The sequence below is a fragment of the Thermomonospora catenispora genome, assembly GCF_006363815.1.
Taxonomy (GTDB): domain Bacteria; phylum Actinomycetota; class Actinomycetes; order Streptosporangiales; family Streptosporangiaceae; genus Thermomonospora; species Thermomonospora catenispora.
In genome coordinates this window covers 186,061-208,058 of record NZ_RRYT01000005.1, presented here as the reverse complement: position 1 = coordinate 208,058, position 21,998 = coordinate 186,061, and the positions used below count along the sequence as shown (strand labels likewise).

Annotated in this window: 23 protein-coding genes; 12 read left to right on the top strand and 11 right to left on the bottom strand. The window is 73.7% G+C overall.

What is annotated here, in order from left to right; translation table 11 throughout:
• Positions 1 to 10: 10 nt before the first annotated feature.
• Positions 11 to 1,333: an FAD-binding oxidoreductase gene (locus EIO00_RS25560; RefSeq protein WP_140176236.1), complete on the bottom strand. Its 1,323-nt coding sequence runs from the start codon at positions 1,331 to 1,333 to the stop codon at positions 11 to 13.
• A 62-nt stretch (positions 1,334 to 1,395) separates the two neighbouring features.
• On the opposite strand from EIO00_RS25560, the gene EIO00_RS06745 reads away from it, so the two are divergent.
• The 4 genes from EIO00_RS06745 to EIO00_RS06730 all read left to right on the top strand — a co-directional run bounded on the left by EIO00_RS06745 (position 1,396) and on the right by EIO00_RS06730 (position 4,257).
• Entirely contained in the window at positions 1,396 to 2,394 is a 999-nt protein-coding gene (locus tag EIO00_RS06745; protein ID WP_140176234.1) for a helix-turn-helix transcriptional regulator, read from the top strand.
• 241 nt (positions 2,395 to 2,635) lie between these two features.
• A complete protein-coding gene (locus EIO00_RS06740) occupies positions 2,636 to 3,034 on the top strand; it encodes a MerR family transcriptional regulator (RefSeq protein WP_140176232.1) in 399 nt (132 codons plus the stop codon).
• 207 nt (positions 3,035 to 3,241) lie between these two features.
• On the top strand, positions 3,242 to 3,859 hold the full coding sequence (locus EIO00_RS06735; RefSeq protein WP_140176231.1) for a sigma-70 family RNA polymerase sigma factor: 618 nt from the start codon (positions 3,242 to 3,244) through the stop codon (positions 3,857 to 3,859).
• A gap of 104 nt (positions 3,860 to 3,963) precedes the next feature.
• Complete coding sequence (locus EIO00_RS06730) at positions 3,964 to 4,257, top strand: hypothetical protein (protein WP_140176229.1); 294 nt, start codon at positions 3,964 to 3,966, stop codon at positions 4,255 to 4,257.
• Positions 4,258 to 4,336: 79 nt separating this feature from the next.
• Here EIO00_RS06730 and EIO00_RS06725 read toward each other — a convergent pair whose 3' ends face one another.
• A complete protein-coding gene (locus EIO00_RS06725) occupies positions 4,337 to 4,531 on the bottom strand; it encodes a hypothetical protein (protein WP_140176227.1) in 195 nt (64 codons plus the stop codon).
• A 102-nt stretch (positions 4,532 to 4,633) separates the two neighbouring features.
• Between EIO00_RS06725 and EIO00_RS06720 the strand changes: the two genes are divergently transcribed.
• The 4 genes from EIO00_RS06720 to EIO00_RS06705 all read left to right on the top strand — a co-directional run bounded on the left by EIO00_RS06720 (position 4,634) and on the right by EIO00_RS06705 (position 8,383).
• Positions 4,634 to 5,818: a site-2 protease family protein gene (locus tag EIO00_RS06720; RefSeq protein WP_140176225.1), complete on the top strand. Its 1,185-nt coding sequence runs from the start codon at positions 4,634 to 4,636 to the stop codon at positions 5,816 to 5,818.
• A gap of 112 nt (positions 5,819 to 5,930) precedes the next feature.
• A complete protein-coding gene (locus tag EIO00_RS06715) occupies positions 5,931 to 6,329 on the top strand; it encodes a hypothetical protein (RefSeq protein ID WP_140176223.1) in 399 nt (132 codons plus the stop codon).
• Between the two features lie 251 nt (positions 6,330 to 6,580).
• A complete protein-coding gene (locus EIO00_RS06710) occupies positions 6,581 to 7,429 on the top strand; it encodes an LLM class F420-dependent oxidoreductase (RefSeq protein WP_140176221.1) in 849 nt (282 codons plus the stop codon).
• A 183-nt stretch (positions 7,430 to 7,612) separates the two neighbouring features.
• Positions 7,613 to 8,383 (top strand): MerR family transcriptional regulator, encoded by a 771-nt coding sequence (locus tag EIO00_RS06705; protein ID WP_140176218.1) that lies wholly within the window; start codon positions 7,613 to 7,615, stop codon positions 8,381 to 8,383.
• A gap of 20 nt (positions 8,384 to 8,403) precedes the next feature.
• Here EIO00_RS06705 and EIO00_RS06700 read toward each other — a convergent pair whose 3' ends face one another.
• The 3 genes from EIO00_RS06700 to EIO00_RS06690 all read right to left on the bottom strand — a co-directional run bounded on the left by EIO00_RS06700 (position 8,404) and on the right by EIO00_RS06690 (position 12,924).
• Positions 8,404 to 10,125 carry a sigma-70 family RNA polymerase sigma factor gene (locus tag EIO00_RS06700; RefSeq protein ID WP_161602663.1) on the bottom strand — a complete coding sequence of 574 codons (1,722 nt, stop codon included), beginning with the start codon at positions 10,123 to 10,125 and terminating at the stop codon, positions 8,404 to 8,406.
• Between the two features lie 397 nt (positions 10,126 to 10,522).
• Positions 10,523 to 12,148, bottom strand: a complete 1,626-nt coding sequence (locus EIO00_RS06695) for a long-chain fatty acid--CoA ligase (protein WP_241661176.1) — start codon at positions 12,146 to 12,148, stop codon at positions 10,523 to 10,525.
• Positions 12,149 to 12,396: 248 nt separating this feature from the next.
• Entirely contained in the window at positions 12,397 to 12,924 is a 528-nt protein-coding gene (locus tag EIO00_RS06690; protein WP_140176212.1) for a SigE family RNA polymerase sigma factor, read from the bottom strand.
• Positions 12,925 to 13,239: 315 nt separating this feature from the next.
• On the opposite strand from EIO00_RS06690, the gene EIO00_RS06685 reads away from it, so the two are divergent.
• Complete coding sequence (locus EIO00_RS06685) at positions 13,240 to 14,208, top strand: hypothetical protein (protein WP_241661174.1); 969 nt, start codon at positions 13,240 to 13,242, stop codon at positions 14,206 to 14,208.
• A 2-nt stretch (positions 14,209 to 14,210) separates the two neighbouring features.
• Positions 14,211 to 15,158 (top strand): MauE/DoxX family redox-associated membrane protein, encoded by a 948-nt coding sequence (locus EIO00_RS06680; RefSeq protein WP_140176210.1) that lies wholly within the window; start codon positions 14,211 to 14,213, stop codon positions 15,156 to 15,158.
• A gap of 239 nt (positions 15,159 to 15,397) precedes the next feature.
• Here EIO00_RS06680 and EIO00_RS06675 read toward each other — a convergent pair whose 3' ends face one another.
• The 3 genes from EIO00_RS06675 to EIO00_RS06665 form a co-directional block, all read right to left on the bottom strand.
• A complete protein-coding gene (locus EIO00_RS06675; RefSeq protein WP_140176208.1) occupies positions 15,398 to 16,591 on the bottom strand; it encodes an ATP-binding protein in 1,194 nt (397 codons plus the stop codon).
• A 261-nt stretch (positions 16,592 to 16,852) separates the two neighbouring features.
• A complete protein-coding gene (wrbA, locus tag EIO00_RS06670) occupies positions 16,853 to 17,482 on the bottom strand; it encodes an NAD(P)H:quinone oxidoreductase (RefSeq protein ID WP_140176206.1) in 630 nt (209 codons plus the stop codon).
• A 562-nt stretch (positions 17,483 to 18,044) separates the two neighbouring features.
• Positions 18,045 to 18,683 (bottom strand): hemerythrin domain-containing protein, encoded by a 639-nt coding sequence (locus EIO00_RS06665; protein ID WP_140176204.1) that lies wholly within the window; start codon positions 18,681 to 18,683, stop codon positions 18,045 to 18,047.
• Positions 18,684 to 18,814: 131 nt separating this feature from the next.
• Here EIO00_RS06665 and EIO00_RS06660 point away from each other — a divergent pair, with 131 nt between their 5' ends.
• Positions 18,815 to 19,657, top strand: coding sequence for a MarR family winged helix-turn-helix transcriptional regulator (locus EIO00_RS06660; RefSeq protein WP_241661173.1), 843 nt, complete (start codon positions 18,815 to 18,817; stop codon positions 19,655 to 19,657).
• 12 nt (positions 19,658 to 19,669) lie between these two features.
• Here the strand turns inward: EIO00_RS06660 and EIO00_RS24760 are convergent, their stop codons facing one another.
• Positions 19,670 to 20,287 (bottom strand): hypothetical protein, encoded by a 618-nt coding sequence (locus EIO00_RS24760; protein WP_206664059.1) that lies wholly within the window; start codon positions 20,285 to 20,287, stop codon positions 19,670 to 19,672.
• 134 nt (positions 20,288 to 20,421) lie between these two features.
• Here EIO00_RS24760 and EIO00_RS06650 point away from each other — a divergent pair, with 134 nt between their 5' ends.
• A complete protein-coding gene (locus tag EIO00_RS06650; protein ID WP_140176200.1) occupies positions 20,422 to 21,282 on the top strand; it encodes an SDR family oxidoreductase in 861 nt (286 codons plus the stop codon).
• Positions 21,283 to 21,313: 31 nt separating this feature from the next.
• Here the strand turns inward: EIO00_RS06650 and EIO00_RS06645 are convergent, their stop codons facing one another.
• Together EIO00_RS06645 and EIO00_RS06640 are read right to left on the bottom strand one after the other, a co-directional pair.
• Positions 21,314 to 21,637 (bottom strand): DUF202 domain-containing protein, encoded by a 324-nt coding sequence (locus tag EIO00_RS06645; protein WP_140176198.1) that lies wholly within the window; start codon positions 21,635 to 21,637, stop codon positions 21,314 to 21,316.
• The gene (locus EIO00_RS06640; protein WP_140176196.1) at positions 21,634 to 21,984 is read right to left on the bottom strand and encodes a YidH family protein; all 351 of its coding nucleotides are present in this window, start codon (positions 21,982 to 21,984) and stop codon (positions 21,634 to 21,636) included. The genes EIO00_RS06645 and EIO00_RS06640 overlap by 4 nt, the downstream gene beginning before the upstream one ends.
• Positions 21,985 to 21,998: the final 14 nt, after the last annotated feature.

Genomic DNA, 21,998 nt, shown 5'->3' with positions numbered 1-21,998 from the left:
GCGGGGCGCTTCAGCGTCGGCGCCCGTCGTGGAACAGGCCCGCCGGGTCGTGCCGGGCCTTGAGGTCGGCGAGGCGCTCTCGGTGCCCGGCGGGAGAGGGGTCGTCGTGCCCGGGGCCGTAGAGGAAGTTCCCCATGCGGCCGACCGCGTGCGCGGCGAAGGGCTCAAGGAGGGACCGGTGGAGGGCGCGGATCCGCTGCGGGTCGCCGGGCTCGGCCGGGGAGAGGACGGTGAGGGAGTAGGCGGCGTCGCGGTGGGCGACCGCGTTGGGGACGCGCGGCGGGCGGGAGAGGGCGCCGCCCAGATGGCGCAGGCCGACCACGCACATCAGCGGGGCCGCCGGGCCGGCGTCGTGCACCAGCGCCGCCAGCGCGGCCGGTGTCAGGTCGTCCACCAGGAGGTTGTCCGAGAGGTAGGCGTGGGGCCGGTCGGGTTCGTCGAAGACGGCGCCGGACTCGGCGTAGGGGAGGTCGCGCAGGGTGTCCAGCAGGCGGGGGCCGATGTCCCGGAGGGGTTGGAGGAGGCGTTCGGCCCGGTCGGCGGGGCCCGCGTAGGCGAACTGGAGCTGGATCACGTGCCGGCCGCGCAGCGGTTCGGGCACCGGCGGCAGGTCGGGGAGAGGAAGCATCGTCACCGCCGAGGTCATCTCCTCGGGGACCGTCGCCGTCCACTCCCGCCAGGCCTCCAGCGCGTCCGGGACCTGCTGTGCGTCGAAGTACAGCCCTCCCCCGAACAGCCGGGCGACGGGCATCAGGTCGATCTCCATCCCGGTGACGACGCCGAATCCGTGGCCGGCTCCGCGCAGCGCCCAGAACAGGTCCGGGTCGGCGTCGGCCGTCACCCGGCGGAGCGCGCCGTCGGCGCCGACCAGGTCCATGCGGCGCACGTGGTCGGCGGCGAATCCGTGGCGGCGGGCGAGCAGGCCCACGCCTCCGCCGAGGGTGTAGGAGAGCGCGCCGACGCCGGGGAAGCTGCCCGACGGCGGCGCCAGCCCGTAGGGGGCGGCCGCCTCGATGACGTGCCGCCAGGTCGCGCCCGCCTCGATCCAGGCGGTGCGGGCGGCGGGGTCGACGCGGACCGCGGTCATCCGGCGGGTGCTGATCAGGATCCCCCGCTCCATGGGGTCGCCCAGGCCGTGGCCGGTGGCCTGCACCGCGACGGGCATGCCGCGGGCGGCGGCGTGCCGGACGGCGGCCTGCACGTCGCCGGCGTCGGCCGCTCCCACGATCAGGGCGGGCCGGTGGGCGGTGAGGCGCTGGTAGCCGGTGCGTTCGGTGTCATAGCCGTCGTGGCCCGGGGCGAACACCGGGCCGCGGGTGGTGAGCTCGTCCATGCCGCCCACGCTAGGAAGCGTTCAGGACGCATCCTGTCCGCAAGTCGGGTCACTGTGGAGGCATGCGCAAAGATCTGCCGGGGCGGCTGCTGCGGCTGCTGTCGCTGTTGCAGAGCCGGCGTGAGTGGTCCGGGACGGAGCTGGCCGAGCGGCTCGGGGTGACCGACCGGACGGTGCGGCGCGACATCGACCGGCTGCGGGAGCTGGATTATCCGGTGGAGAGCGCCCCGGGCACCGGCGGCGGCTACCGGCTGGTGTCGGGGCGGGATCTGCCGCCGCTGCTGCTGGACGACGACGAGGCGGTGGCGATCGCGCTCGGGCTGGCCACCGGGGCGCAGAGCGGCGTGGCGGGCCTGGACGAGAGCGCGATGCGGGCGCTGGCGAAGCTGGAGCAGGTCCTGCCGGCGCGGCTGCGGCCCAGGCTGGCGGCGCTCGGCGGGGTCACCGCGGCGGTGCCGCATCGCAACGCGCCCGCCGTGGATCCGACGGTGCTGGCGGTGCTGGCCTCCTGCCGCCGGGACCGCCGGATGGTGGTGTTCGACTACCGGCCTCGGTCGGGGGAGCCCGGCGAGCGGCGGGTGGAGCCGCACCATCTGGTGACGCTGCGGGGGCATTGGTATCTGGTGGCCTATGACCCGGACCGGGAGGGGTGGCGCACCTTCCGGGCGGATCGGATCGACGAGCCGCTGCCGTCCCGTCGCCGGTTCTCCCCGCGCCCGCTGCCCGAGGCGGATCCGGCGCGTTTCCTCGCCCGTTCGTTCGCCGAGGCCTCCTATCGCCACACGGCGCGTCTCGTCGTGCGGATGAACGCCGACGAGCTGCGGGAACGGCTGTTCGTGCCCGTTCCGGGGGAGGTGGAGGCGCGGGGGGAGCACGAGTGCGCCGTCCGGTTGAGCGCCGAGTCGCCGCAGCTGGTGGTGCAGTTCATCGCGGCGATCACGGCGCTGGGGGCCGAGGTCGTCGTGGACGCGCCCGAGGAGATCCGTGCCCGGGTGCGGGAGCTGGGCGGCCGGTTGATCGAGCTGGCCGCCGGCGGGGAGGGCGGCGGGCGTGCGCGGTGAGCGGGGCGAGGGGCGGGCTCCGGTCGGGATCGCGGACGGTGGTCGGGGCCGCCTGCGGGGAACGATCCACGAACCCGCCGACGGCGGCGGGAGGCGGGCCCAGACTGGAGTGACGACGTTCCGTCCCGGGCGCTTCCCGTGCCGGAGGGATCGAGAACCCGCAGCCGGGGGATCGTTCGCGCACCAGGTCATAACGTGGGGCCGGGCGGTTCCCCTCGGCGGGCGACGCAGGAGGAGACGGATGGGCCACAAGCACATGCAGATCGGGGAGGTCTCCGCGCGGACCGGCCTGAGCCTGCGCACCATCCGGCATTACGAGGAAGTGGGGCTGGCCCCGCCGAGCGCCCGTTCGCAGGGCGGGTTCCGGTTGTACACCGAGGACGACGTGGCCCGGCTGCTGGCGATCAGGCGGATGAAGCCGCTCGGGTTCTCCCTGGAGGAGATGCGCGATCTGCTGTCGGTGCTGGACGCGCTGGACTCTCCCGATCTGTCCGCGGAGCGGCGCGCCGAGCTGACCCGGCGGCTCGCCGAGTATCGGGCCAGGGCCGATCGGCGCTGCGCCGAGCTTCGCGATCTGCTGGCGGAGGCCGAGCGGTTCGCCGCCGAGCTGTCCGACCGCCTCCCGCCGCCCCGGAGCTGATCGTCCGTTCCCCGGGGCCCGATCCGTCGCCCGGGATCGTTCCGAACGGGGTCGGCCGACGTCTCCCTCGAGTGAATCACCCCGTACCGCGCGATAAGGGTAAGGGTGGACGTGCGGGGTATGGGGGGCGCGTCGGGCCGATGACCGGCGTCGCCGAAACGATGCAAGGAGGCTCGACGACCGTCGTCGAGAAGTGCCGGAGCGGTGATGACGAAAGGGACCCAGGCCCCGGCGGACGCCGATGAACTGCGCGATCGTTTCGTCCGGGAGGCGGTGCCCCATCTCGACGCGCTGTATCCCACGGCCCTGCGGATGACGCACAATCGGGCGGATGCAGAGGATCTGCTTCAGGAGACGTTCCTGCGGGCCTTCATCGGCTTCCATCGGTTCCAGGAGGGAACCCATCTGAAGGCGTGGCTGTATCGGATCCTGACCAACACCTTCATCAGTTCCTGTCGCCGGGACAAGCGCCTGCCGCAACGCGCCGAGTCGGAGGAGATCCAGGATTGGCAGCTGGCGCGGGCGGAGACGCACACCTCCGGAGGGTTGAAGTCGGCCGAGGCCGAGGCGCTGGAGCGGCTGCCCGACTCGGCGGTGCTCTCGGCGCTGCGGTCGCTGCCGGAGGAGTTCCGCACGACGGTCTACCTCAACGACGTCGAAGGGTTCTCCTACCGGGAGACCGCCGAGATCATGGGCATCCCGATCGGCACGGTGATGTCCCGGCTGCACCGCGGGCGGTGCCGGCTGCGGCGGATGCTGGAGGAGCAGGCGGAAGCACAGGCGAGGGAGCAGGCGAGGGAGCTCGAGCGCACGGCCGCGCGCTGAGCCGGCCCCGGTTCATCGAGGGGGTCGGCGATCCGCCCTCCGACCCCGGTGATAACGTTCAGTCACCAACAAATGACCATGAGTGACACCCGGAGGTCGGATCCGTGACCATTCCTCAGCGCGCCCTCGTTCCGCTTCTCGGCCCGGCCGTGCTCGCCGTGGCCCTCGCCGCACCCGCGACGGCCGCCACGAGCCAGGCGGATCGGGCGAGCAAGCCGAACACGGCGACCGTGGCGAGCAAGCCGAGCAAGCCCGGCAAGCCCGGCAAGCCCGGCAAGACGCACAAGGACCTCGCTCCGGATCGCTTCTGCTTCCAGGCGGATCTGCCCCTGGTCGGCGCCGAGCCCCCCAAGACCGACCTGCTCTACTGCTACGACTTCGGCTCGTCCTGGCATTGATCCCGACCGGGCGAGGCGGCATGGGACACGCCGGTCCGGTGCGCGGCCCGCGCACCGGACCGGCGTCGTCAGCCGGCCCTCACTCGAAATCGTCGGGGTTGAACTCCTCCGGCCGATGCGCGGTGCCGCCCGTCATTCCGACATCGTGCGGATAGGCGGGCCGGCCGGGGCCCTCACCGGGCGGGCGCGAGGAGCTCTGCTGCTGCGTCTCCGTCCGTGGGGCGCCGGCCATCGGCTCGCTCGCACCGCGTTCCGGCTGGGACTGCGTGCTCATGGTCTCCTCCACCGCTCGTCCGGGGAGGCTGCCCTACCCGGACGAGCGGTGATAACCCCCAGGTGAGGCCATAAATCGGCACCGCTCGGGTAAGGGCGGGGCATGAATGAGTCGTTCCGGCTCGGCACCGTCGCCGGCATCCGCGTGGGCGTCAACGTCAGCGTGCTGGTGATCGTGGCGATCATCGTGGTGGGGCTGGCGTTCGGGCAGCTTCCGGCCGTGTTCCCGGGGCGTTCCCCGCTGGCGTACGGGGTGGCGGCGCTGGTCGCCGCGACGGCGTTCCTGGCCTCCCTGCTGGCGCACGAGCTGGCCCACGCCGTCGTGGCCCGCCGGCACGGGATCGAGGTCGACGGCATCACGCTGTGGCTGCTGGGCGGGGTCGCCCGGCTGCAGGGCGAGCCGCGGACCCCCGGGGCCGACTTTTGGATCGCCTTCGTCGGGCCGCTGACCAGCCTGGTGCTGGGGGTGGTGTTCGGGGTGCTCGCCCAGCTGCTGTTCTGGGCGGGCGGGACCGGCCTCGCCGTGGGCGTGCTGTCGTATCTGGCCGGGCTGAACGTGCTGCTGGCGGTGTTCAACCTGATCCCGGCGGCGCCGCTGGACGGGGGTCGGGTGCTGCGCGCGGTGCTGTGGCGGGCGCGCGGCGACCGCGCCCAGGCGGCGATCTGGGCGGCCCGGGCCGGGCGGGTCTTCGGGTTCCTGCTGATCGCGCTGGGCGTGATGTGGTTCGTCACCGGCCGCGGGTTCAACGGGCTGTGGCTGGCGCTGATCGGGTGGTTCCTGGTGAACGCGGCCACCGCCGAGGAGCAGCAGGTGCAGACGCAGGCGTGGCTGGGCGGCGTGCGGGTCCGCGACGTGATGTCCCCCGACCCGATGAGCGCGCACCCGTCGGAGAACGTCGCCGACTTCGTGCACCGCGTGGTCCTCACCCACCGGTTCTCCACCTATCCGCTGTTGGACGGGCTGGGGCGGCTCACCGGGCTGGTCACGCTCAACCGGATCCGCGCGGTGCCGCCCGCGCAGCGGCTCGCGAGCACCCTCGGCGAGATCGCCTGCGGCCCCGACGAGATCCCCCGGGCGCACCCCGACCAGCCGCTCACCGAGCTGATGCCCCGCCTGGCGGGCTGCGCCGACGGGCGGGCCGTGGTGGTGGACGCCGACGACCGGGTCATCGGGCTGATCACCCCCAGTGACCTCAGCCGCGCCCTGCAGTTGGGCGAATTGGCCGCCGCGGACCCCTATGCCCGGCACCATGGGGCCGATATGGTCACCGTCCCGCCCCGCAGCTGACGACCGGCGCACCACCGCACGGCCGGCGGGCGCGCGCAGGCGACGGCCGATTCCGGGGGGCGCGCGGCGGGGATGGTTACCACCACCGCCATCGCCCGGAGGGAGGTCGTCGATGACGCCCGACGCCACGACACTGCCGATGACCGGCTGGACGGCCCGGCTGCATGGGCAGAACGGGCATCCGCCTCGGCTGGAGCTGGATCCGGGCGGCGGCTCCCCCATCACCTACAACCTGTTGCCGCAGGCGTCCTCGGGGCAGCTCGTGCTCGGCGCCCACCACGCCCGGCCCTCCTCCGGGCCCGTCTCCACGGTGGTCACGCTGGCCTACGGGGTCACGCCCAAGTCGCCGCTGACCGTCACGTTCGTGCGTTACCGCCCCTGGCGGCCCGCCGGCCGGCACCGGGCCCAGCCCATCCTGCTCGGCGACCGGGTCTGGCTGGCCGAATGCACCGGGCTCTTCGACGAGGTCCAGGTCTCCACGGGGGACCACACCGTCACCCGGCTGCTCTAGCGTCCCGCCCCGGATCGGCGGAGCCGATGCGGGGGAACCGGTGTGAGGATGAAGGTCTGGGGGGGCATCCCCTCCCAGGCGTCGCGGTCGCGGGCTCCTCGCGCGGACGCCCCGTGCCCGAGGCGACGCGTGCCCGGCGGCGACGCACCCGGAGACGATGCGCCCGGGACGGCGGGTGGCGAGGAGCATGCGGCGCGCGGGGCGGAGCGAGGGATCCGGCGCCGCCCGATGATCGATCAGGGAGGTCAGGGATGGAACTGGGACGCGTCGGCATCTGGAGCCTCGAGCTGCGGTCGGAGGATCCCGCGGTGCGCGGGGAGATCCTCAAGGCCGCCGCCGAACTGGAGGAGCTCGGGTACGGGGCGATCTGGCTGGGGGGCAGTCCCGGGATCGGGCACGCCCGGACGCTGATCGAGGCGACCTCCCGGATCGTGGTGGCCACCGGGATCCTCAGCATCTGGGACCATCCGGCGGCCGAGGTCGCCGCCGAGCATCGGGCGCTGACCGGGGACCATCCGGGCCGGTTCCTGCTCGGCCTGGGGGTGAGCCACAAGGCCGCGGTGGGCGAGCGCTATCGCCGCCCGTACACGGCGATGATGGAGTACCTGGACGCCCTCGACGAGGGCGGGGTGCCGCAGCGGGAGCGGGTCCTGGCGGCGCTCGGTCCGAAGATGCTCGCCGCGGCCCGGGACCGGGCGGCGGGCGCGCATCCGTACCTCATCACCGTCGAGCACACCCGGCGGGCCCGGGAGATCCTCGGCGCGGGCCCGTTGCTCGCCCCCGAGGTCAAGGTCGTGCTGGACGACGACCGCGACAACGCCCGCCGGATCGCCCGGGAGCACTACTCCTTCTACGCCGCGCTGCCCAACTACACCGCCAGCCTCAAGCGGCTCGGCTTCACCGACGAGGACCTGCAGGACGGCGGCAGCGACCGGCTGATCGACGCCTGCTTCGCGATCGGCGATCTGGAGGCGGTCCGGGCCAGGATCGCCGAGCACCACGCGGCGGGCGCCGACCATGTGGTGATCCAGGTGATCACCTCGAACCCGGCGGCGCCGCCCCGGCGGGAGTGGCGGGAGATCGCCCAGGTGATCGGCTAGCGCCCCGGGCCGCCCAGGTCTCCCGGACGTCCGGAGCGCCCGAGATGTTCGGGAGGCCTGGGAGCCCGGCCGGCGGACGCGTGGGACGCTGCCCGTCTCTTCCGAACCGAGCGATCGTGTCATCACGCGATGTCACACTAGGGGACGTAAGATTGTGCCGGACGGAGAGGCGGGTGGCGCGGCATGGCCGAGTACCGGATCGACGAGCTGGCTCACAAGTCCGGCGTCACCGTCCGCAACATCCGCGCCTACCAGGACCGCGGCCTGCTCCCGCCGCCCAGGCTGGAGGGCCGGGTCGGCTACTACGACGACAACCATCTGGCCCGGCTGCGGCTGATCTCCCAGCTGCTGCGCCGCGGCTACACGGTCGCCGTCATCAAGGAGCTGCTGGTCGCCTGGGAGCACGGCAAGGACGTCAGCGAGGTGCTCGGCCTGGAGAAGGTGCTCACCGACCCGTGGTCGGAAGAGCTGCCCGGGCAGGTCACCGTCGAGGAGCTGATCGCCACGTTCGGCGCCGGCATGGAGAGGGAGCAGGTGACGCGCCTGCTGGACCGGGCGGTGGCGCTGGGGCTGATCGAGCCGGAGGGCGACCACTACCGGGTGCCCAGCCCGCGGCTGCTGCACGTGGGGGCCGAGCTGGTGGCGGCCGGGATCCCGCTGGAGTCGGTGCTGGACATCGCCGAGCAGATCCGGGACGACTGCGATGTGATCGCCGGGCGGTTCGTGAACCTGGTGAACGAGCACGTGTTCGACCGGATGCCCGCCGCCGTGCCCGACGCCAAGGAGATCCCCGAGCTGGCCGCGATCGTCCGGCGGATGCGCCCGCTGGTGAAGATGGTGGTCGACCCGTTCATCGCGCGGGCCATGGAGGTCCGGACGCAGGAGGCGCTGGGCGCCCGGCTGGAGCTGATCCGCGACCACCTGCGGGAGGCGCAGCAGGAGACCGCCGGCTGATCACGGCGCCCGCCCGTCGCTCACAGCAGTGACAGCGGCCACCGCACCCGGACCTGCCGCACGTTGCCCTGCTGGTCGGTCACGTCGACCACGGCCTCGCCCGGCATGCGCAGCAGGGCCGGCTTCTTGAACCGCACGACCAGCTCGGCGGTGTCGCCGGCGGCCAGCTCGCCCGCCGTGGCCGACAGCTCCAGCCGATCGGTGGAGGGCTCCGCCGACCAGGTGACCGGGCCGCCCTCGGCGCGCAGCGTGATGACCGCGCCGTCGCGGTTGACCGTCACCTCGGCGGGCCCGACCTCCAGCGCGCCCGTCACGGGAAGCGGCGCGGGCGTCTCGACGGGGGCGGACGGGGTCGGTTCGGCCGGCCGCTCCTCCTCGGTGTGCGGGCCGGTCTCCGGGGCGGCCGGGGAGCCGCTCGGCGCGGGGGAGGCGCCCGGTCCGCCGGGTCCCGGCGCGGCCTGCGGAGGAGCGTCGCCGCCGCCGTGCCGGCCCGCGGCCTCCCCGGTGTCCCCGGCGGACGGCTGCGGCCGAGGTTCGAACGGGAAGTGGATCTGGGAGTTCACCGGGCTCATCAGCATGATCGCGACCAGCGCGGTGAGCAGCGCGCCCGCCGAGCCGCCGCCGACGAACAGCCAGCGCCGGGTGCTGGTGGAGGGGATGTCGGGCTGACGGGGCATGCCCTCGGGGGTCAGCGCGCCGCCGCGCGCCGCGATGTCGACCCGGTGCCCGACCAGCTCCGGGTCGGTGGCGGTGTGCAGCACCCGGTGCCGCAGCGCGGCGGGCAGCACCGGCGCGGGGGCCAGCACCAGCAGCGCGGCCACCGGCGCCTGCCCGCGCCGCTCGCACTCGGGGCACTCCTCCAGATGCCGGGCCAGCTCCGGGTCGGCCGGGGCCGCGGCGCCGCGGCGCCGACGACGGCTGGGGCGTCGCGCGGGCCGGTCGGAGGCCGGACGCCGGACGCCGCCCGGTCGCCGGCCGTCCCGCGACCCCGCGTCGCGGGACGCGCCGCCGGCGTCGCCGCCCCTCGAGAGGCGGCGGGTCACCCCGGCCCGCGGGTCGTCGACCCTGCGTCCGCCCGGCACCGGGGCCACCCGGACGTCCGACGGCAGCGAGGCCGCGGCCTCCCGGCGCTCGGGGGCGGTCCCGGCGTGCTCGTCGATGTGCTCGTCGGCGTACTCGGCGGTGCGGTCGGCCAGCTCCTCGGGCGCCTCGGCGGGGTCCACGGCGGGCACCGGCGCCGTGCCGGCCCGGCAGCGCCGGGCCATCGCGCGCAGCTCCCGGCGGACCGCGACCTCGGCGCGTTCCCGGGCCCGGGCCAGATGGACGGCCGTCCGCCGGGGCGGCCGGCCGAGCACGGCGGCGACCTCGGCGGCGCTCATCCCGTGCCGCAGCGCCAGCAGCAGCATCTCCTGGTCGGCGAAGTCCAGGCGGCCCAGCGCCGCCTCGACCAGCTGGCGGACCTCGCCGGCGGTGACCCCGATGTCGGCGTCGGCCACCTCGTGCAGCCAGGCCGATCCGCTGGCCCAGTCCCACGACAGGCCGCGGCTGCGTCCCCGTTGCAGGCAGCGTCGCCGGGCCGCGCCGTACAGCCAGACCCGCAGCCGGGAGCGGTCCCGCACGCGCGCCGCCCGCCGATGGGCGTCGATGAACGCGTCGTGCACGACGTCGGCCGCGATCTTGGGGTCGGCGACCATGGACAGGCAGTAGTCGTACAGCGCCTCGGCGTAGGTGTCGTAGAGCACGCCAAGGGCCTCTTCGTCACCCGACCGCAGTCCTTGCAGAAGCCGCCGATCGACGTCCGGCCGGGAAGCTGACCACCTCGGCATGCGTCCGCTCACTCCCCCTCGACAGGTGAGGGAGCCACCCTCACGGGGGCCGCGACAACTTTACAGATTCCTTTGCTTACACCAATTTCGACACGGTCACCACAAGATCCCGGATATGGGTTCGGCCCGTCGCCCGTCCGCTTCGGCGAAGCGGACGGGCGACGGGCCGGGCCGGGATTTGCGGATCTGAGAAGCCTTCGGATTGTCGGCGCGGCGACGGCGGTGCGGGGCGAGTATGCGCCGCGCCGTTTTCCCTGGTCGCCGAATGGACCGCCGCTCGACTTCGCGGCGGCCCGTCACCCACGGTGGCCGCTCAGTCGACGCGCTGTACGTTCAGCTCGCCGTCGGCGTACTGCTGCCGAATGGTCTTTTTGGAGAACTTGCCGACGCTGGTGCGGGGGACCTGGTCGACGAACGCCCAGCGTTCCGGAAGCTGCCACTTGGCGACCTGTCCGGCCAGGAACTCCTTCAGATCGGCGGCGGTCACGGTGGCGCCCGGGCGGAGCACCACGGTGGCCAGGGGGCGCTCCTGCCAGCGCTCGTCGGGCACCCCGACCACGGCCGCCTCGACCACGTCCGGATGCGCCATCAGCCGGTTCTCCAGATCCACCGAGGAGATCCATTCCCCGCCGGACTTGATGACGTCCTTGGCCCGGTCGGTGAGCGTCATATAGCCCTCGGGCGAGATGGTGCCGACGTCCCCGGTGCGCAGCCAGCCGTCGTGGAACTTCTCAGGATCCTCGTCCCGGTAGTACGTTCCGGTGATCCACGGGCCGCGCACCTGGATCTCGCCGACCGACTCACCGTCGTTGGGCAGCACCACGTCGCCCTCGCCGACCACGCGGGCCTCCACCCCGGCCAGCGCCCGACCCTGGGTCACCCGGTAGGGCCACTGCTCCTCGCCCTCCGCGCCGGGCGGCGGGTAGGCGATCGTGGCCAGCGGCGAGGTCTCGGTCATGCCCCACGCCTGGATGATCCGCACGCCCCGCTCCTGGTAGGCCCGCATCAGCGCCTCCGGCACCGCCGAGCCGCCGCAGGTGATCAGGCGCAGCGAGGACAGGTCGGTGCCGTGCTCGGTGACGTACTGCAGCACGTCGTTCCAGATGGTGGGGACGGCCGCGGACACGGTGGGACGCTCGGACTCGATCATCCGGCACAGCGGTTCGGCCTGCAGGAACCGGTCCGGCATCAGCAGCGAGGCGCCCGCCATCATCGCCGCGTACGGGATGCCCCAGGCGTTGGCGTGGAACATCGGCACGACCGGCAGCACCTTGTCGGCGAAGTTCAGTCCCTTGGCGTTGGCGGTGCACACCGAGATGGAGTGCAGCCAGGAGGAGCGGTGCGAGTAGACCACGCCCTTGGGGTTGCCGGTGGTGCCGCTGGTGTAGCACATGGCGGCGGCGGACCGTTCGTCCACCTCCGGCCAATCGAAATCGCGGTAGGAGGCGATGTGCTCCTGGGCGGCCAGCAGTTCCTCATAGTCGTGGACCTGTTTGCCGGTCTCCCGGAGCGGCGCGGTGTCGCCCTCGCCGGAGACGATGACGTGCTTGACGGTCTTCATCTCGCCGAGCACGCCGGCCAGCAGCGGGATGAGGGAACCGTCCACGATGACGACCTCGTCCTCGGCGTGATCGGCGATATAGACCAGCTGTTCGGCGAACAGCCGGATGTTCAGGGTGTGCAGCACCGCGCCCATCGCCGGGACCGCCAGATAGGCCTCCATGTGCTCGGCGTTGTTCCACATGAACGTGGCCACCCGCTGGTCGCCGTCGATCCCCAGACCGCGCAGCGCCGCCGCCAGCCGCGCCGCCCGCGTCCCCACCTCGGCGTACGACCGGCGACGGACGCCTTCTCCGGTGTACGTGGCGACCTCGGCGGTGCCGAACACCTCGACACCGTGGCGCAGGATCGAGGTGATGGTCAGCGGGTAATCCTGCATCGTGCTCAACACGGCGCGACCTCCAGGTCGAAGCGCGGACCTTTCGGTCGGATTGTCGGACGCCGCAACGCGGATGTCAGTAGGCCCGCGGAACACACTTGCCCCCGAAAACACGCGCCGGGACTGGTCATCGTGCACAGCCCGAGGCGGCCGGCGCGGTGAACGCTCACCGCGGGCGGGGCGCCGCGGGATCACCTCGGCCTCTTCGCTGGAGTGCGCGACGGGCCCGCGCGCGGGCGGGGCGCCGGTCAGGAGTCGGTGTCCAGGGCGTGGGTCTGGGCGAAGTCGTGCTCGAGGGAGGCGTCGTCGCGGAGCCTGGCGACCGCGCGGGAGACGGTGCTCTTGACCGTTCCGATGCTGACCCCGAGCACCTCGGCGATCTCCGCCTCCGGCATGTCCTCGTAGTAGCGCAGCATCACCGCGAGCCGCTGGCGCTTGGGCAGCCGGTCCAGGGCGCGGCCGAGCGCGTCGTGCATCTCGCTGCGCCGGGTGTGGTCGTCGACCGGCCGGTCGGGCAGCACGTCGGTGGGGTAGACCTCCAGCTTGCGCCGTCGCCACCAGGAGATGTGCGTGTTGACCATGGCGCGGCGCACATAGCCGTCCACCGAGCCCCGGTCGTTGATGCGGTCCCAGGCCAGATAGGTCTTGACCAGCGCCGCCTGGAGCAGGTCCTCGGCCTCGGCGCGGTCCCCGGTGAGCTGCATGGCCGTGCGCAACAGCATGGGGCCGCGCGCCGCGACGTAGCGGTGGAACTCCTCGTCGTGCGCCTTGTTCACCGATCACCGACCCCAGGGGAGTGCGCGTGCCCGTCCCCGGGCTGTGCACTCGTCCCGGTGCTCGTCGGAGCGTCCGGGCGGGCCGGGGCACGGGTGTGCCGTCTCGTCCGACCCTGACACGAAGATCGTAATTACGGACCAACAAAAATGGCATATTCGGGTCAACTCGGAGGTGGTTCCTTCACCCCGGTACTGTGAACTTCAGCCCGAGAACCCGTCCAGTCCGACATTTCGGTCGACAGTCGGACCGGCATGAGTGACCCTTGACCGACCCCCTGACCCGTGATGTCGCTGCACACCCCATCAGGAGCGCCGATGCCCCACCGTGATCGGACACGGCGGCGCCGGCGCGCCGGCCTGGCCCTGGGCCTGGCCGCACCCACCGCCGCCTCGGCCGCCCGGCACGCCGAACCCACGGCGGTGCGCGGAACGATCGTGGACGCCAGCCCGCACGTGCTCGTCGTGGACACCGGCGGCGCCGAACCGATCCGGCTGCCGCTGACCCCCACCACGTCGATCTGGTACGGCGGCCGTTCCGGCCCGCACGCGCTCGTCCCCGGCCGGGAGGCGATCGTCCGGCCGAACGCCGACGGACCCGGCGTGGAGCGGGTGTGGGTGGACATCACCCGGGTCACCGGCGTCATCCGGGCCCGCTCCCACCGGGTGATCGAGGTCGACCAGGGGCCGCACCGGGGAACGGCCGAAGTGCACGTCCCCGACCGCGTGCTGCACCGGATCCTGGTGCGTCACCCCCGGATGGAGCCCGGCGAGCTGATGGACGTGATCTGCGTCCGCTCCCCCGACGGGCCGCGCGCCGTGCGGCCCGGCTCCTCCCAGCCCGCCCAGCGCCTCGCCCCGCCCGCCGGGGACGCCCCCGCCGCCACGGCCGTGCAGGGGACCGCCACCTGGTTCCGCCCCGACCCCGACGCGGGCGCGGCCCGGGGCGCCGCCTACCCGGCGGTCGACCCGGAGGGACGTGCCGGGGGCTGCCCGGACGTCCCGCCCGCCTGCGCCCCGCTGCCGTACCTGTCGCAGGGCAGCGAGCTGATCGTGCACAACGAGTGCACCGGCCGCAGCGTCGCCGTGCCGGTGATCGAATGCGGCTGCATCGCCGCCCGCTACTGCGACCGCTGCGTGGAGTGCGGCACCTCGCCGCGCGGGCGGATCGTGGAGCTGACCCCCGAGGCGTTCGTGGACCTGGGCGGCGACCTGGACGCCGGGTGCTTCAACGCCCGGGTGGACCTGGCCGCCACCGCCGCGTGCTCCCGCCCGGAGGAGAGGTGACGATGGACTTCCTCCCCGACGCCCAGGTCCTGCTGCTGGTCGTGGTGCTGGCGCTGTCCGGGACGACCAAGCTGCTGTCCCGCCCCGCGCCCGCCCCGCGGCCCCCCGCCGAGATCCACGGCGTCCCCGTCCCCGCCGCCGAGCCGCACTGGACCGCCGTCCTGCGCCGCAGCCGCCCGGTCACCGTGGCGCTGGCCCTGGTCGAATGCCTGCTGGCGGGGGCGCTCGCCGTCACCCCGCACCCGGCCGTGCGGGGCGCCGCCGTCGTGCTGATGGTGACCGCCACCTGGGTCGTCATCGAGCTCCGCGAACGCACCCCCGATCTGGGCTGCGGCTGCTTCGGCGAGCTGAGCACCGAGCCCGTCGGCCGCCGCTCCGTCGTCCGCGCCGCCCTGCTGGCCGTGGCCGCCCTGGGCGCGCTGGGCGGCGACCGCGCCGCCCTGGAGATCGTCGCCGGCGGCTCCTGGCGGACCTGGTCGCTCTTCGCGGCGGAGCTGGCCCTCCTCGCCGCCGTCTCCCCCGAGCCCGCCGAGCTGCTGCGGCGGCGCCGCCGTCCCCCGACCCCCTGCGAACGCCGCCCCAGCCCGCTGCCCGAGAGCCTCTCCCGGCTGCGCCGCAGCGACCAGTGGCGGCGGCACCGCTCCTCGCTCACCGCCGAGGAGCCCGTCGACGTCTGGCGGGAGGGCTGCTGGCGCTTCCTCGCCTATCCCGCCCGCGACGCCGAGATCGTCTTCGCCGTCTCCACCGCCGCCCGCGACCGCACCGTCCACGCCACCGTGCTGCCCTCGGACGAGTCCGCCTCTTCAGACGCCGGGGATCCGGCCGACGACACCGCCCCCGCACGCGTCCCCGACGAGGCCGGAGGGTCCGGTGCTCCGGTCGAGGGACCTGCACCCTCGCCCGCCGTGGAACGATCCGCCGAAGGGGACCGGACCCTCACCTGCCGCTGAGCCCGTGTCCGCGCCGCGCCCGCCCTCGACCCGCCGGAGCGGCGCGGACGGCCGAAGGTCCGCGCTCTCGCGCCCGCCCCGGGACACGAGGGTCCCCGGGGGCGCGAGGGCGATGAAGAAATCTCAAGGATTATCGGACCAGCGCTAGAGAGCGCTAGATTCCGCGATGCGCAGGGCAGCGCAGGATTTTCTACCGCTGTCTAGGGTCGTTCCTAGACAGCGGTAGAGAGCGCGATGGGTCAGGTGGGCTGGGCGCGCAGGAACTTGCCGAAGTGGGGGACGGTGAAGGCGACCAGACCCCGCTCGGCGCTGTAGATCAGTCCCTTCTTGATGAGACCGTCACGGGCCGGGGAGAGGCTGGAGGGCTTGCGGCCCAGCTCCGCGGCGACCGCGGCGGTGGGGACCGGGTCGTCGCCGAGCATGGCCATGGCGCGCATGTAGTCGCGCTCGGCGGGCGTGGCGCGCTCGTACCGGCTGCCGAAGAAGCCGACGGCCAGCTCGCTCTCGGCCTCGGGGGCCGCGACCTCGACGTCGGCGGCGCCGATCGGGCTGGCGGGGGCCACGTCCCAGGCGACCTTGGCGTACGCCTGGACGAAGTAGGGGTAGCCGTCGGCGGCCTCGTACAGGGCGTCCAGGGCCTCGGGGGTGAACTCCACGCCCTCGCGCGCGGCCGGGGCGATCAGGGCCTGGTCGGCGGCCTCGCGGTCCAGGCGGTCGATGCGGGCGTAGCGGAACAGCCGCTCGGAGTAGGACTTGCTGGCCGACAGGACGGTGGGCAGGTGCGGCAGGCCGGCGCCGACCACGATCAGCGGGCCGCCGATCTGGGACAGCTCATGGCAGGCGGCGCACAGCGCGGACACGTCGTCGGCGGGCACGTCCTGCATCTCGTCGACGAACAGGCCGATGCCCACGCCCAGGTCGGTGGCCACCGAGGCGGCGTCCACGAACAGCTCGGTCAGGTCGATCTCCAGGTCCCCGGAGTCGGCCCGGCCGCGCACCGCCGGGACGTCGATGCCGGGCTGCCAGCGATGCGCCCGCGCCCGACCCTTGCCGCCGGGCTCCTCACCTGCCTGGGCGAAGGACTTGAGCACGCCGAGGAAGTGCTCGATGCGCTCCGGGGCGCGATGCCGGGGCGCCAGCTCGCGGACGGCCATGTGCAGGGCGGCGGCCACCGGCCGGCGGATCGACTGCTCGGGGCGGGCCTCGATCTTGCCGGTGCCCCACAGCTTCTGCATGGCCATCGAGCGGAAGGTGTTGAGCAGCACCGTCTTGCCGACGCCGCGCAGGCCGGTGATGATCATGCTGCGCTCGGGGCGGCCGCGGGCCACCCGTTCCAGCACCACCTCGAACTGCTGCAGCTCACGGTCCCGCCCGGCCAGCTCGGGGGGCCGCTGCCCGGCGCCGGGGGCGTACGGGTTGCGCACGGGGTCCACGGTCTCGGAGCGTATGAGCCGATATAGCTGCGGCCGTAGATTTCCGTAGAAAGCGCTGCGGCGTGTCGTGTGCCGCCGCGCACCCCGGCACCGGGTCCGCTCCTTGGCGCTGGTCGGCATGGCCACCTCGTCGCATCCCTCGCCGGTCCGCCCGCGGCCCGGCACCCGGCACCGCGCGTCGAACCTGTGTTCGACTCGTTCGAACACAGTAGCGCATGCCTCGGCGCCCGTCACGCACTCCACGAGCCCGGCCGGGCGGACTCAGCCGGCGCGTCCCCGCTTGAACGCCTGGGCGACCTCCACCACGCGCCGGGCCTGGAACTCCATCGCCGCCAGCTGCGTCTCGCCCGGCGGGACCTCGCCGTTGCGGGAGGTGTGGCTGGTGCCGTAGGGGTTGCCGCTGCGGAACTGCACGGGGTCGGCGTAGCCGGGCGGCACGATGATCGCCCCCCAGTGGTAGAAGGTGTTGTTGAGCGCCAGGATCGTCGCCTCCTGCCCGCCGTGCGCGGTGGCCGTCGCGGTGAACGACGAGACGATCTTGTTGATCAGCCGCCCCTTCCCCCACAGCGGCCCGGTGGCGTCGATGAACTGCTTGAGCTGGGCGGCCGGCCCGCCGTACCGGGTCGGGGCCCCCATGAGCACCGCGTCCGCCCAGTCCAGGTCCTCCAGCGTCGCCTCGCCGATGTGCCGGGTCGCCTCCACGTGCTCCCGCCACATCCGGTTGGCCGAGATCACCTCGTCCGAGGCGAGCTCCCGGACCTTGCGCAGCCGCACCTCGGCGCCGGCCTTCTCCGCCGCCGTCGCCGCCGTCTTGGCCAGCTCGTACACCGTCCCCGTCGCCGAGTAGTAGATGACGGCGACCCGTACCGGCTCACTCAGGTCGTAGGCCATGAGCGCTCCTCATCTCAGCACGTCGTCTCAGCACGTCGTCTCGGCGCGTCCGCCGACCGGATCACGAAACGGCCGCTCGTCCCGACGGTCGTTCGCAGCCGTGCTAGAGGGACGCTATCGGCACCAACCGTCGAACATTGCCCGATTCGCCGCAAGTCGCCCAGCTGTCCCGATCGTCGTCGCGTCCGCCGCGCCGATGCGGGCGCGACGACGTCTCGGGCCGCCCGCCGAGATCACCCGGTGGACCGCCGCCGACGCGGGCCGGACACGGGCCGGGCGCGGGCCGGGTGCAGGTCAGGCGCGGCGCCTTCTCGCGCCGTCCCCTCACGCCGCCCTGCGCCCCGGCCCGCGCGCCGTCCGGCGCTCCGCACGGCGGTCCGGCGGCGCGCCGGGGCCGTGNCCGCACGGCGGTCCGGCGGCGCGCCGGGGCCGTGCGACGACGTGCCGACGATGTGCCGACGACGTGCCGACGATGTGCCGACGACGTGCCGACGACGTGCCGACGATGTGCCGGGCCCCGTCCCGCCCGGGCGGGACGGGGCGATGAGGAGGCCGGGGCCGGTCAGGAGGCCCGGGCGGGGACGGGCCACAGGTCGAGGGCGGCGTAGGCGGCCCGCCACTCGTCGTGGTACGCGCGGCGGACCGGCTCCGGCATGCCGGCCAGGGTCCGGGCGACGGTCTCCTCGTCGGCCTCGTCCAGGATCCAGGGCAGGTAGCGGTGGGCGTGGGCGCCGATGCGGTCGCGGTTGACCTCGCTGAAGCGACGCACCTGCTCCTCGGTCAGCACGGACTCCAGCAGCGGCATGGCCTCGGCCTCCTCATGGCGCAGGTGCTCCCTCAGCCCGGTGGCCAGGGCGTCGAGCAGCTCGCCCAGCCGCTCGGGAGCGGCCTCGCGGTCGGCCAGGGTCGCGTCGATGGCGCTGAGCAGCGGGTCGAGGGCGGCGTGCTCGGCCTCCATCTCATCGAGCAGGGCCAGCCCGTCGGGCCGGCCGGCCAGGGCCTGCCGCGCCTGCGGCCACAGCGCGTCGTCCTCGGCGGTGTGGTGGATGTGCAGGAACGTGGTGAACATCTCCCAGCCGGCGGCGGTGCGCAGCACCAGCCGCGGGTCGTCGCCGGCGCGTTCGGCGGCGCGGGCCAGACGCTCCAGCTCGCGCCGGAAGGCGTCGTGCACGGTCTTCATCCGCATCGCCAGCTCGGCCATGTCCGTCTCCTCTCGCGCGCCTCCGGGGCGCCCGACGTTTAACGTCAACTTGCTTAACTATCAATGCACTTAATCATCAATCCTGTGAACCGTCAATGTCGGGGCTAGGCTCCCCTCTGGGAGGTGGGCCAGTGGCGACGGATCTGCTCACGACGCTGAGCGAGAGCCCCGGCAACCTGCTGCGGCGGGCGTACGCGCGGCTCACCGCCGAGGCGCTCGGCGACGGGCCGAACGCTCAGGACCTCGTCGTGCTGGACGCCCTCGCCGGCCAGGACGCGACCTCGCAGGCCGAGCTGGGCGAACGGCTGGGCATCAACCGGACCACCATGGTGAAGCTGGTGGACCGGCTGCAGAGGGCCGGCCACGTCGCCCGCGCCCGCAACCCCGCCGACCGCCGCTCCTATGCGCTGTCCCTCACCGACGAGGGGCGCCGGGCCCTGACCGAGCTGCGGCGGGCCGCCGCCGACCGCGACGCGCGGCTCACCGCCCCGCTCACCCCCGAGGAGCGGCGGAGGCTGAACCGGCTCCTCGGCCGTCTGCTGCCCGACCCCGAGCACCCCGCCGTCCCGAGCACCGAGCACCTGATCGCCCAGGCCCATCACCGGCTGCGCCGCTCGGGCGACGCGCTGCTGGCCGAGATCGGCCTGCGCACCCGGCACTTCGCCCCGCTGGCCGCCCTGGACCGCCTCGCCCCCTGCCCGCAGCAGGACCTGGCCCGCGCCATGCGGGTCACCGAACCCGCCGCGGCCCAGGTCGTCGACGAGCTCGTCCGGGCCGGCCTGGTCGCCCGCGGCCAGGACCCCCACGACCGGCGCCGCTACGCCCTGGACCTGACCGAGCCGGGCCGCGAGCGCCTGGCCCGCGTCCGCGAGGTGATCGAACGCCTGCGCGCCCAGGTGGTGGACGCCGTGGGACCGGAGGGGGAGCGCGAGCTGTGCTCCCTGCTGGCCAAGCTCCTCACCGACGAGCGGTGATGACGGCCGGCCTCACCGGGGCTCGTCGGCGTACCCCTCGGCCTCCCGGCAATAGGCCAGATAGTCGGCGATCAGCTCCGGCGGGTTGGCGGCCGCGGTGGCCTCGCCCTCGATGGGGCGGAACATGTCGAAGACGACGATGGGCAGCGGGCGGCCGAAGACCTTCTCCAGGTGTCCGCTGTCGTGCAGGTGGCGGGCCAGACCGATGACCAGGTCGTCGAAGTGGTCGATCAGGGCCTGGGAGCGCTTGGCGATCTCCTCCTCGGAGAGCTCCCGGGGGTCGTACCACAGGCCCAGCGAGGCGACCTCGGCCAGATACAGCTCGGTGCCGACGGGGTCGTCGGGGTGGTGGCCGATGGGCGGAGCCTCCTCCAGCAGCATGTAGGCGTAGCTCCAGCGGGCCTCGTCCTCCTCGGCCGAGGTCTCGTCCACCATGCGCCGGCAGTGCTCCTCGGTGTTGTACCCGATCGCCAGATACGGGTCGTAGGGGTAGGTGAAGTCGTCGGTCCGGATCGAGTGCTCACCGTGCGAGATCCGGAACGACACGACGTAGACGTCGCCCCGGAGCTCTTCCGGAACGGACTCCACGGCTCGCTCCCCGGCCCGCCACAGGTGGTCCCGCAAGCTCATGGTCCCTCCACGGTCCGACGCGACCCCACCATGATTCACCCACCGGGCCCGTACGGAGGGCGAAATATCGCGATTTTCATGCTGAGAACGTCCGGAATTGACCTCAACCTTGGTTGAGGAACCAACATGACCCCATGAGCGAACACACCACCGTCCTCGTCACGGGCGCCACCGGGAACGTCGGCCGCCGCCTGGTGCCCCTGCTGGCCGAAAGCGGCGTCCGCACCCGCGCGCTGACCCGCCGCCCACGGTCCGCCTCCGCCGACCCGCCGCCGGAGGGCGTCGAGATCGTCGGCGGCGACCTCACCGATTCGGCGGGCTGGCGGGACGCCCTGGACGACGTCGATGCGGTGTTCCTGCTGTGGCCGTTCTTCACGGCGGACGGGGCGGCGCCGGTGATCGAGGCCGTCGCCGAGCGCGTGCCCCGCATCGTCTACCTGTCCTCCTCCGCCGTCCTCGACGACCGGCTGTTCCCCGACGGCGGCGTGTGGGGACGGGTCGAGCGGCTGGTGGAACGGTCGGGAGCGGAGTGGACCTTCCTGCGCGCCGGCGGATTCGCCGCCAACACCCTGCAGTGGGCCGGGCAGATCAAGGCCGGCGACACGGTGCGGGCGCCGTACGGCCGGGCGGCGCGTTCGCTGATCCACGAGGCGGACATCGCCGAGGTCGCGGCCCGGACCCTCACCGAGAGCGGGCACGCGGGACGACGCTACGTGCTCACCGGCCCGGAGACGATCACGCAGCACGAGCAGGTCCGCATCATCGGCGAGGCCATCGGGCGCGCCCTGCGCTGGGAGGAGCAGCCGCCGCAGGAGGCCCGCGCGGAGGTGGCCGCCTTCATGGGCGAAGAGCTCGCCGACCGGTCCCTCGCCTACTGGGCCTCGCTGGTCGAACGACCGGAACCGGTCACCACGACGGTCGAGCGCGTCACCGGCCGTCCCGCCCGCCCGTTCCGGGAGTGGGCGCGCGAACACGCCGCCGACTTCACTCCCTGACCCGCCTCCGCCCGCGCTCACCGCTCGCCCCCTACCCGTGCAGCAGCACGGCGATCAGATCGAGCAGGGCGACCACGCAGATGACGGCGGTGAGGGCCCGGGTCGCCCGGGCGTGCGCGGTCAGCACGCCGGCGGCCGTCCGGCCGCGGCCCCGCCGATAGCCGCGGGCGGCCGCCAGCCAGATGAGCGCGGCGATCGCCATCACGGCGACCCCGACGACCACGGCCGCGGGCCCCAGACCGGGGACCGCCCGGGTCAGCAGGGCCCCGTTGACGGCGATCAGCAGCGACGTGCGCTGCCAGGCCAGGGCGGTGCGCTCAAGCTGGGCGCCGGGGTCGGCGAGCGGGGCCGTCATTCGACGACCACCAGCACGACGACCACCGCGGAGACCACGGTGACGGCGACCGCCAGGACGGGGGTCAGCCACGAGTCCGGCAGCGCCTCGCCGCGGCGCATGGCCCGCTCGTTCACCGACCAGCGCCGATAGCCCGCCACCACGACCACCAGCCCCAGGGCGGCCAGCACCACCGCGGCGAGACGGCGCCACCCGGCGGTCGCCACGTCCGGAAGGAGCTGCACCACGGCCAGCGCCCCGGCGTTCAGCGCCAGGGCGGTGCGCACATACGCCAGGAAGGTCCGCTCGTTGGCCAGCGAGAACCGGTAGTCCACCACCGTGTCCCGCCGCCGGTCGGCATCGTCCATCCGCCCTCCAGTGA

What these genes read in the sequence shown, in the direction of transcription:
- EIO00_RS25560 (WP_140176236.1), bottom strand. Translation starts at nt 1,333, where the DNA reads ATGGACGAGCTCACCACCCGCGGCCCGGTGTTCGCCCCGGGCCACGAC.
- EIO00_RS06745 (WP_140176234.1), top strand. Translation starts at nt 1,396, where the DNA reads ATGCGCAAAGATCTGCCGGGGCGGCTGCTGCGGCTGCTGTCGCTGTTG.
- EIO00_RS06740 (WP_140176232.1), top strand. Translation starts at nt 2,636, where the DNA reads ATGGGCCACAAGCACATGCAGATCGGGGAGGTCTCCGCGCGGACCGGC.
- EIO00_RS06735 (WP_140176231.1), top strand. Translation starts at nt 3,242, where the DNA reads ATGACGAAAGGGACCCAGGCCCCGGCGGACGCCGATGAACTGCGCGAT.
- EIO00_RS06725 (WP_140176227.1), bottom strand. Translation starts at nt 4,531, where the DNA reads ATGAGCACGCAGTCCCAGCCGGAACGCGGTGCGAGCGAGCCGATGGCC.
- EIO00_RS06720 (WP_140176225.1), top strand. Translation starts at nt 4,634, where the DNA reads ATGAATGAGTCGTTCCGGCTCGGCACCGTCGCCGGCATCCGCGTGGGC.
- EIO00_RS06715 (WP_140176223.1), top strand. Translation starts at nt 5,931, where the DNA reads ATGACGCCCGACGCCACGACACTGCCGATGACCGGCTGGACGGCCCGG.
- EIO00_RS06710 (WP_140176221.1), top strand. Translation starts at nt 6,581, where the DNA reads ATGGAACTGGGACGCGTCGGCATCTGGAGCCTCGAGCTGCGGTCGGAG.
- EIO00_RS06705 (WP_140176218.1), top strand. Translation starts at nt 7,613, where the DNA reads ATGGCCGAGTACCGGATCGACGAGCTGGCTCACAAGTCCGGCGTCACC.
- EIO00_RS06695 (WP_241661176.1), bottom strand. Translation starts at nt 12,148, where the DNA reads ATGCAGGATTACCCGCTGACCATCACCTCGATCCTGCGCCACGGTGTC.
- EIO00_RS06685 (WP_241661174.1), top strand. Translation starts at nt 13,240, where the DNA reads ATGCCCCACCGTGATCGGACACGGCGGCGCCGGCGCGCCGGCCTGGCC.
- EIO00_RS06680 (WP_140176210.1), top strand. Translation starts at nt 14,211, where the DNA reads ATGGACTTCCTCCCCGACGCCCAGGTCCTGCTGCTGGTCGTGGTGCTG.
- wrbA (WP_140176206.1), bottom strand. Translation starts at nt 17,482, where the DNA reads ATGGCCTACGACCTGAGTGAGCCGGTACGGGTCGCCGTCATCTACTAC.
- EIO00_RS06665 (WP_140176204.1), bottom strand. Translation starts at nt 18,683, where the DNA reads ATGGCCGAGCTGGCGATGCGGATGAAGACCGTGCACGACGCCTTCCGG.
- EIO00_RS24760 (WP_206664059.1), bottom strand. Translation starts at nt 20,287, where the DNA reads ATGAGCTTGCGGGACCACCTGTGGCGGGCCGGGGAGCGAGCCGTGGAG.
- EIO00_RS06650 (WP_140176200.1), top strand. Translation starts at nt 20,422, where the DNA reads ATGAGCGAACACACCACCGTCCTCGTCACGGGCGCCACCGGGAACGTC.
- EIO00_RS06645 (WP_140176198.1), bottom strand. Translation starts at nt 21,637, where the DNA reads ATGACGGCCCCGCTCGCCGACCCCGGCGCCCAGCTTGAGCGCACCGCC.
- EIO00_RS06640 (WP_140176196.1), bottom strand. Translation starts at nt 21,984, where the DNA reads ATGGACGATGCCGACCGGCGGCGGGACACGGTGGTGGACTACCGGTTC.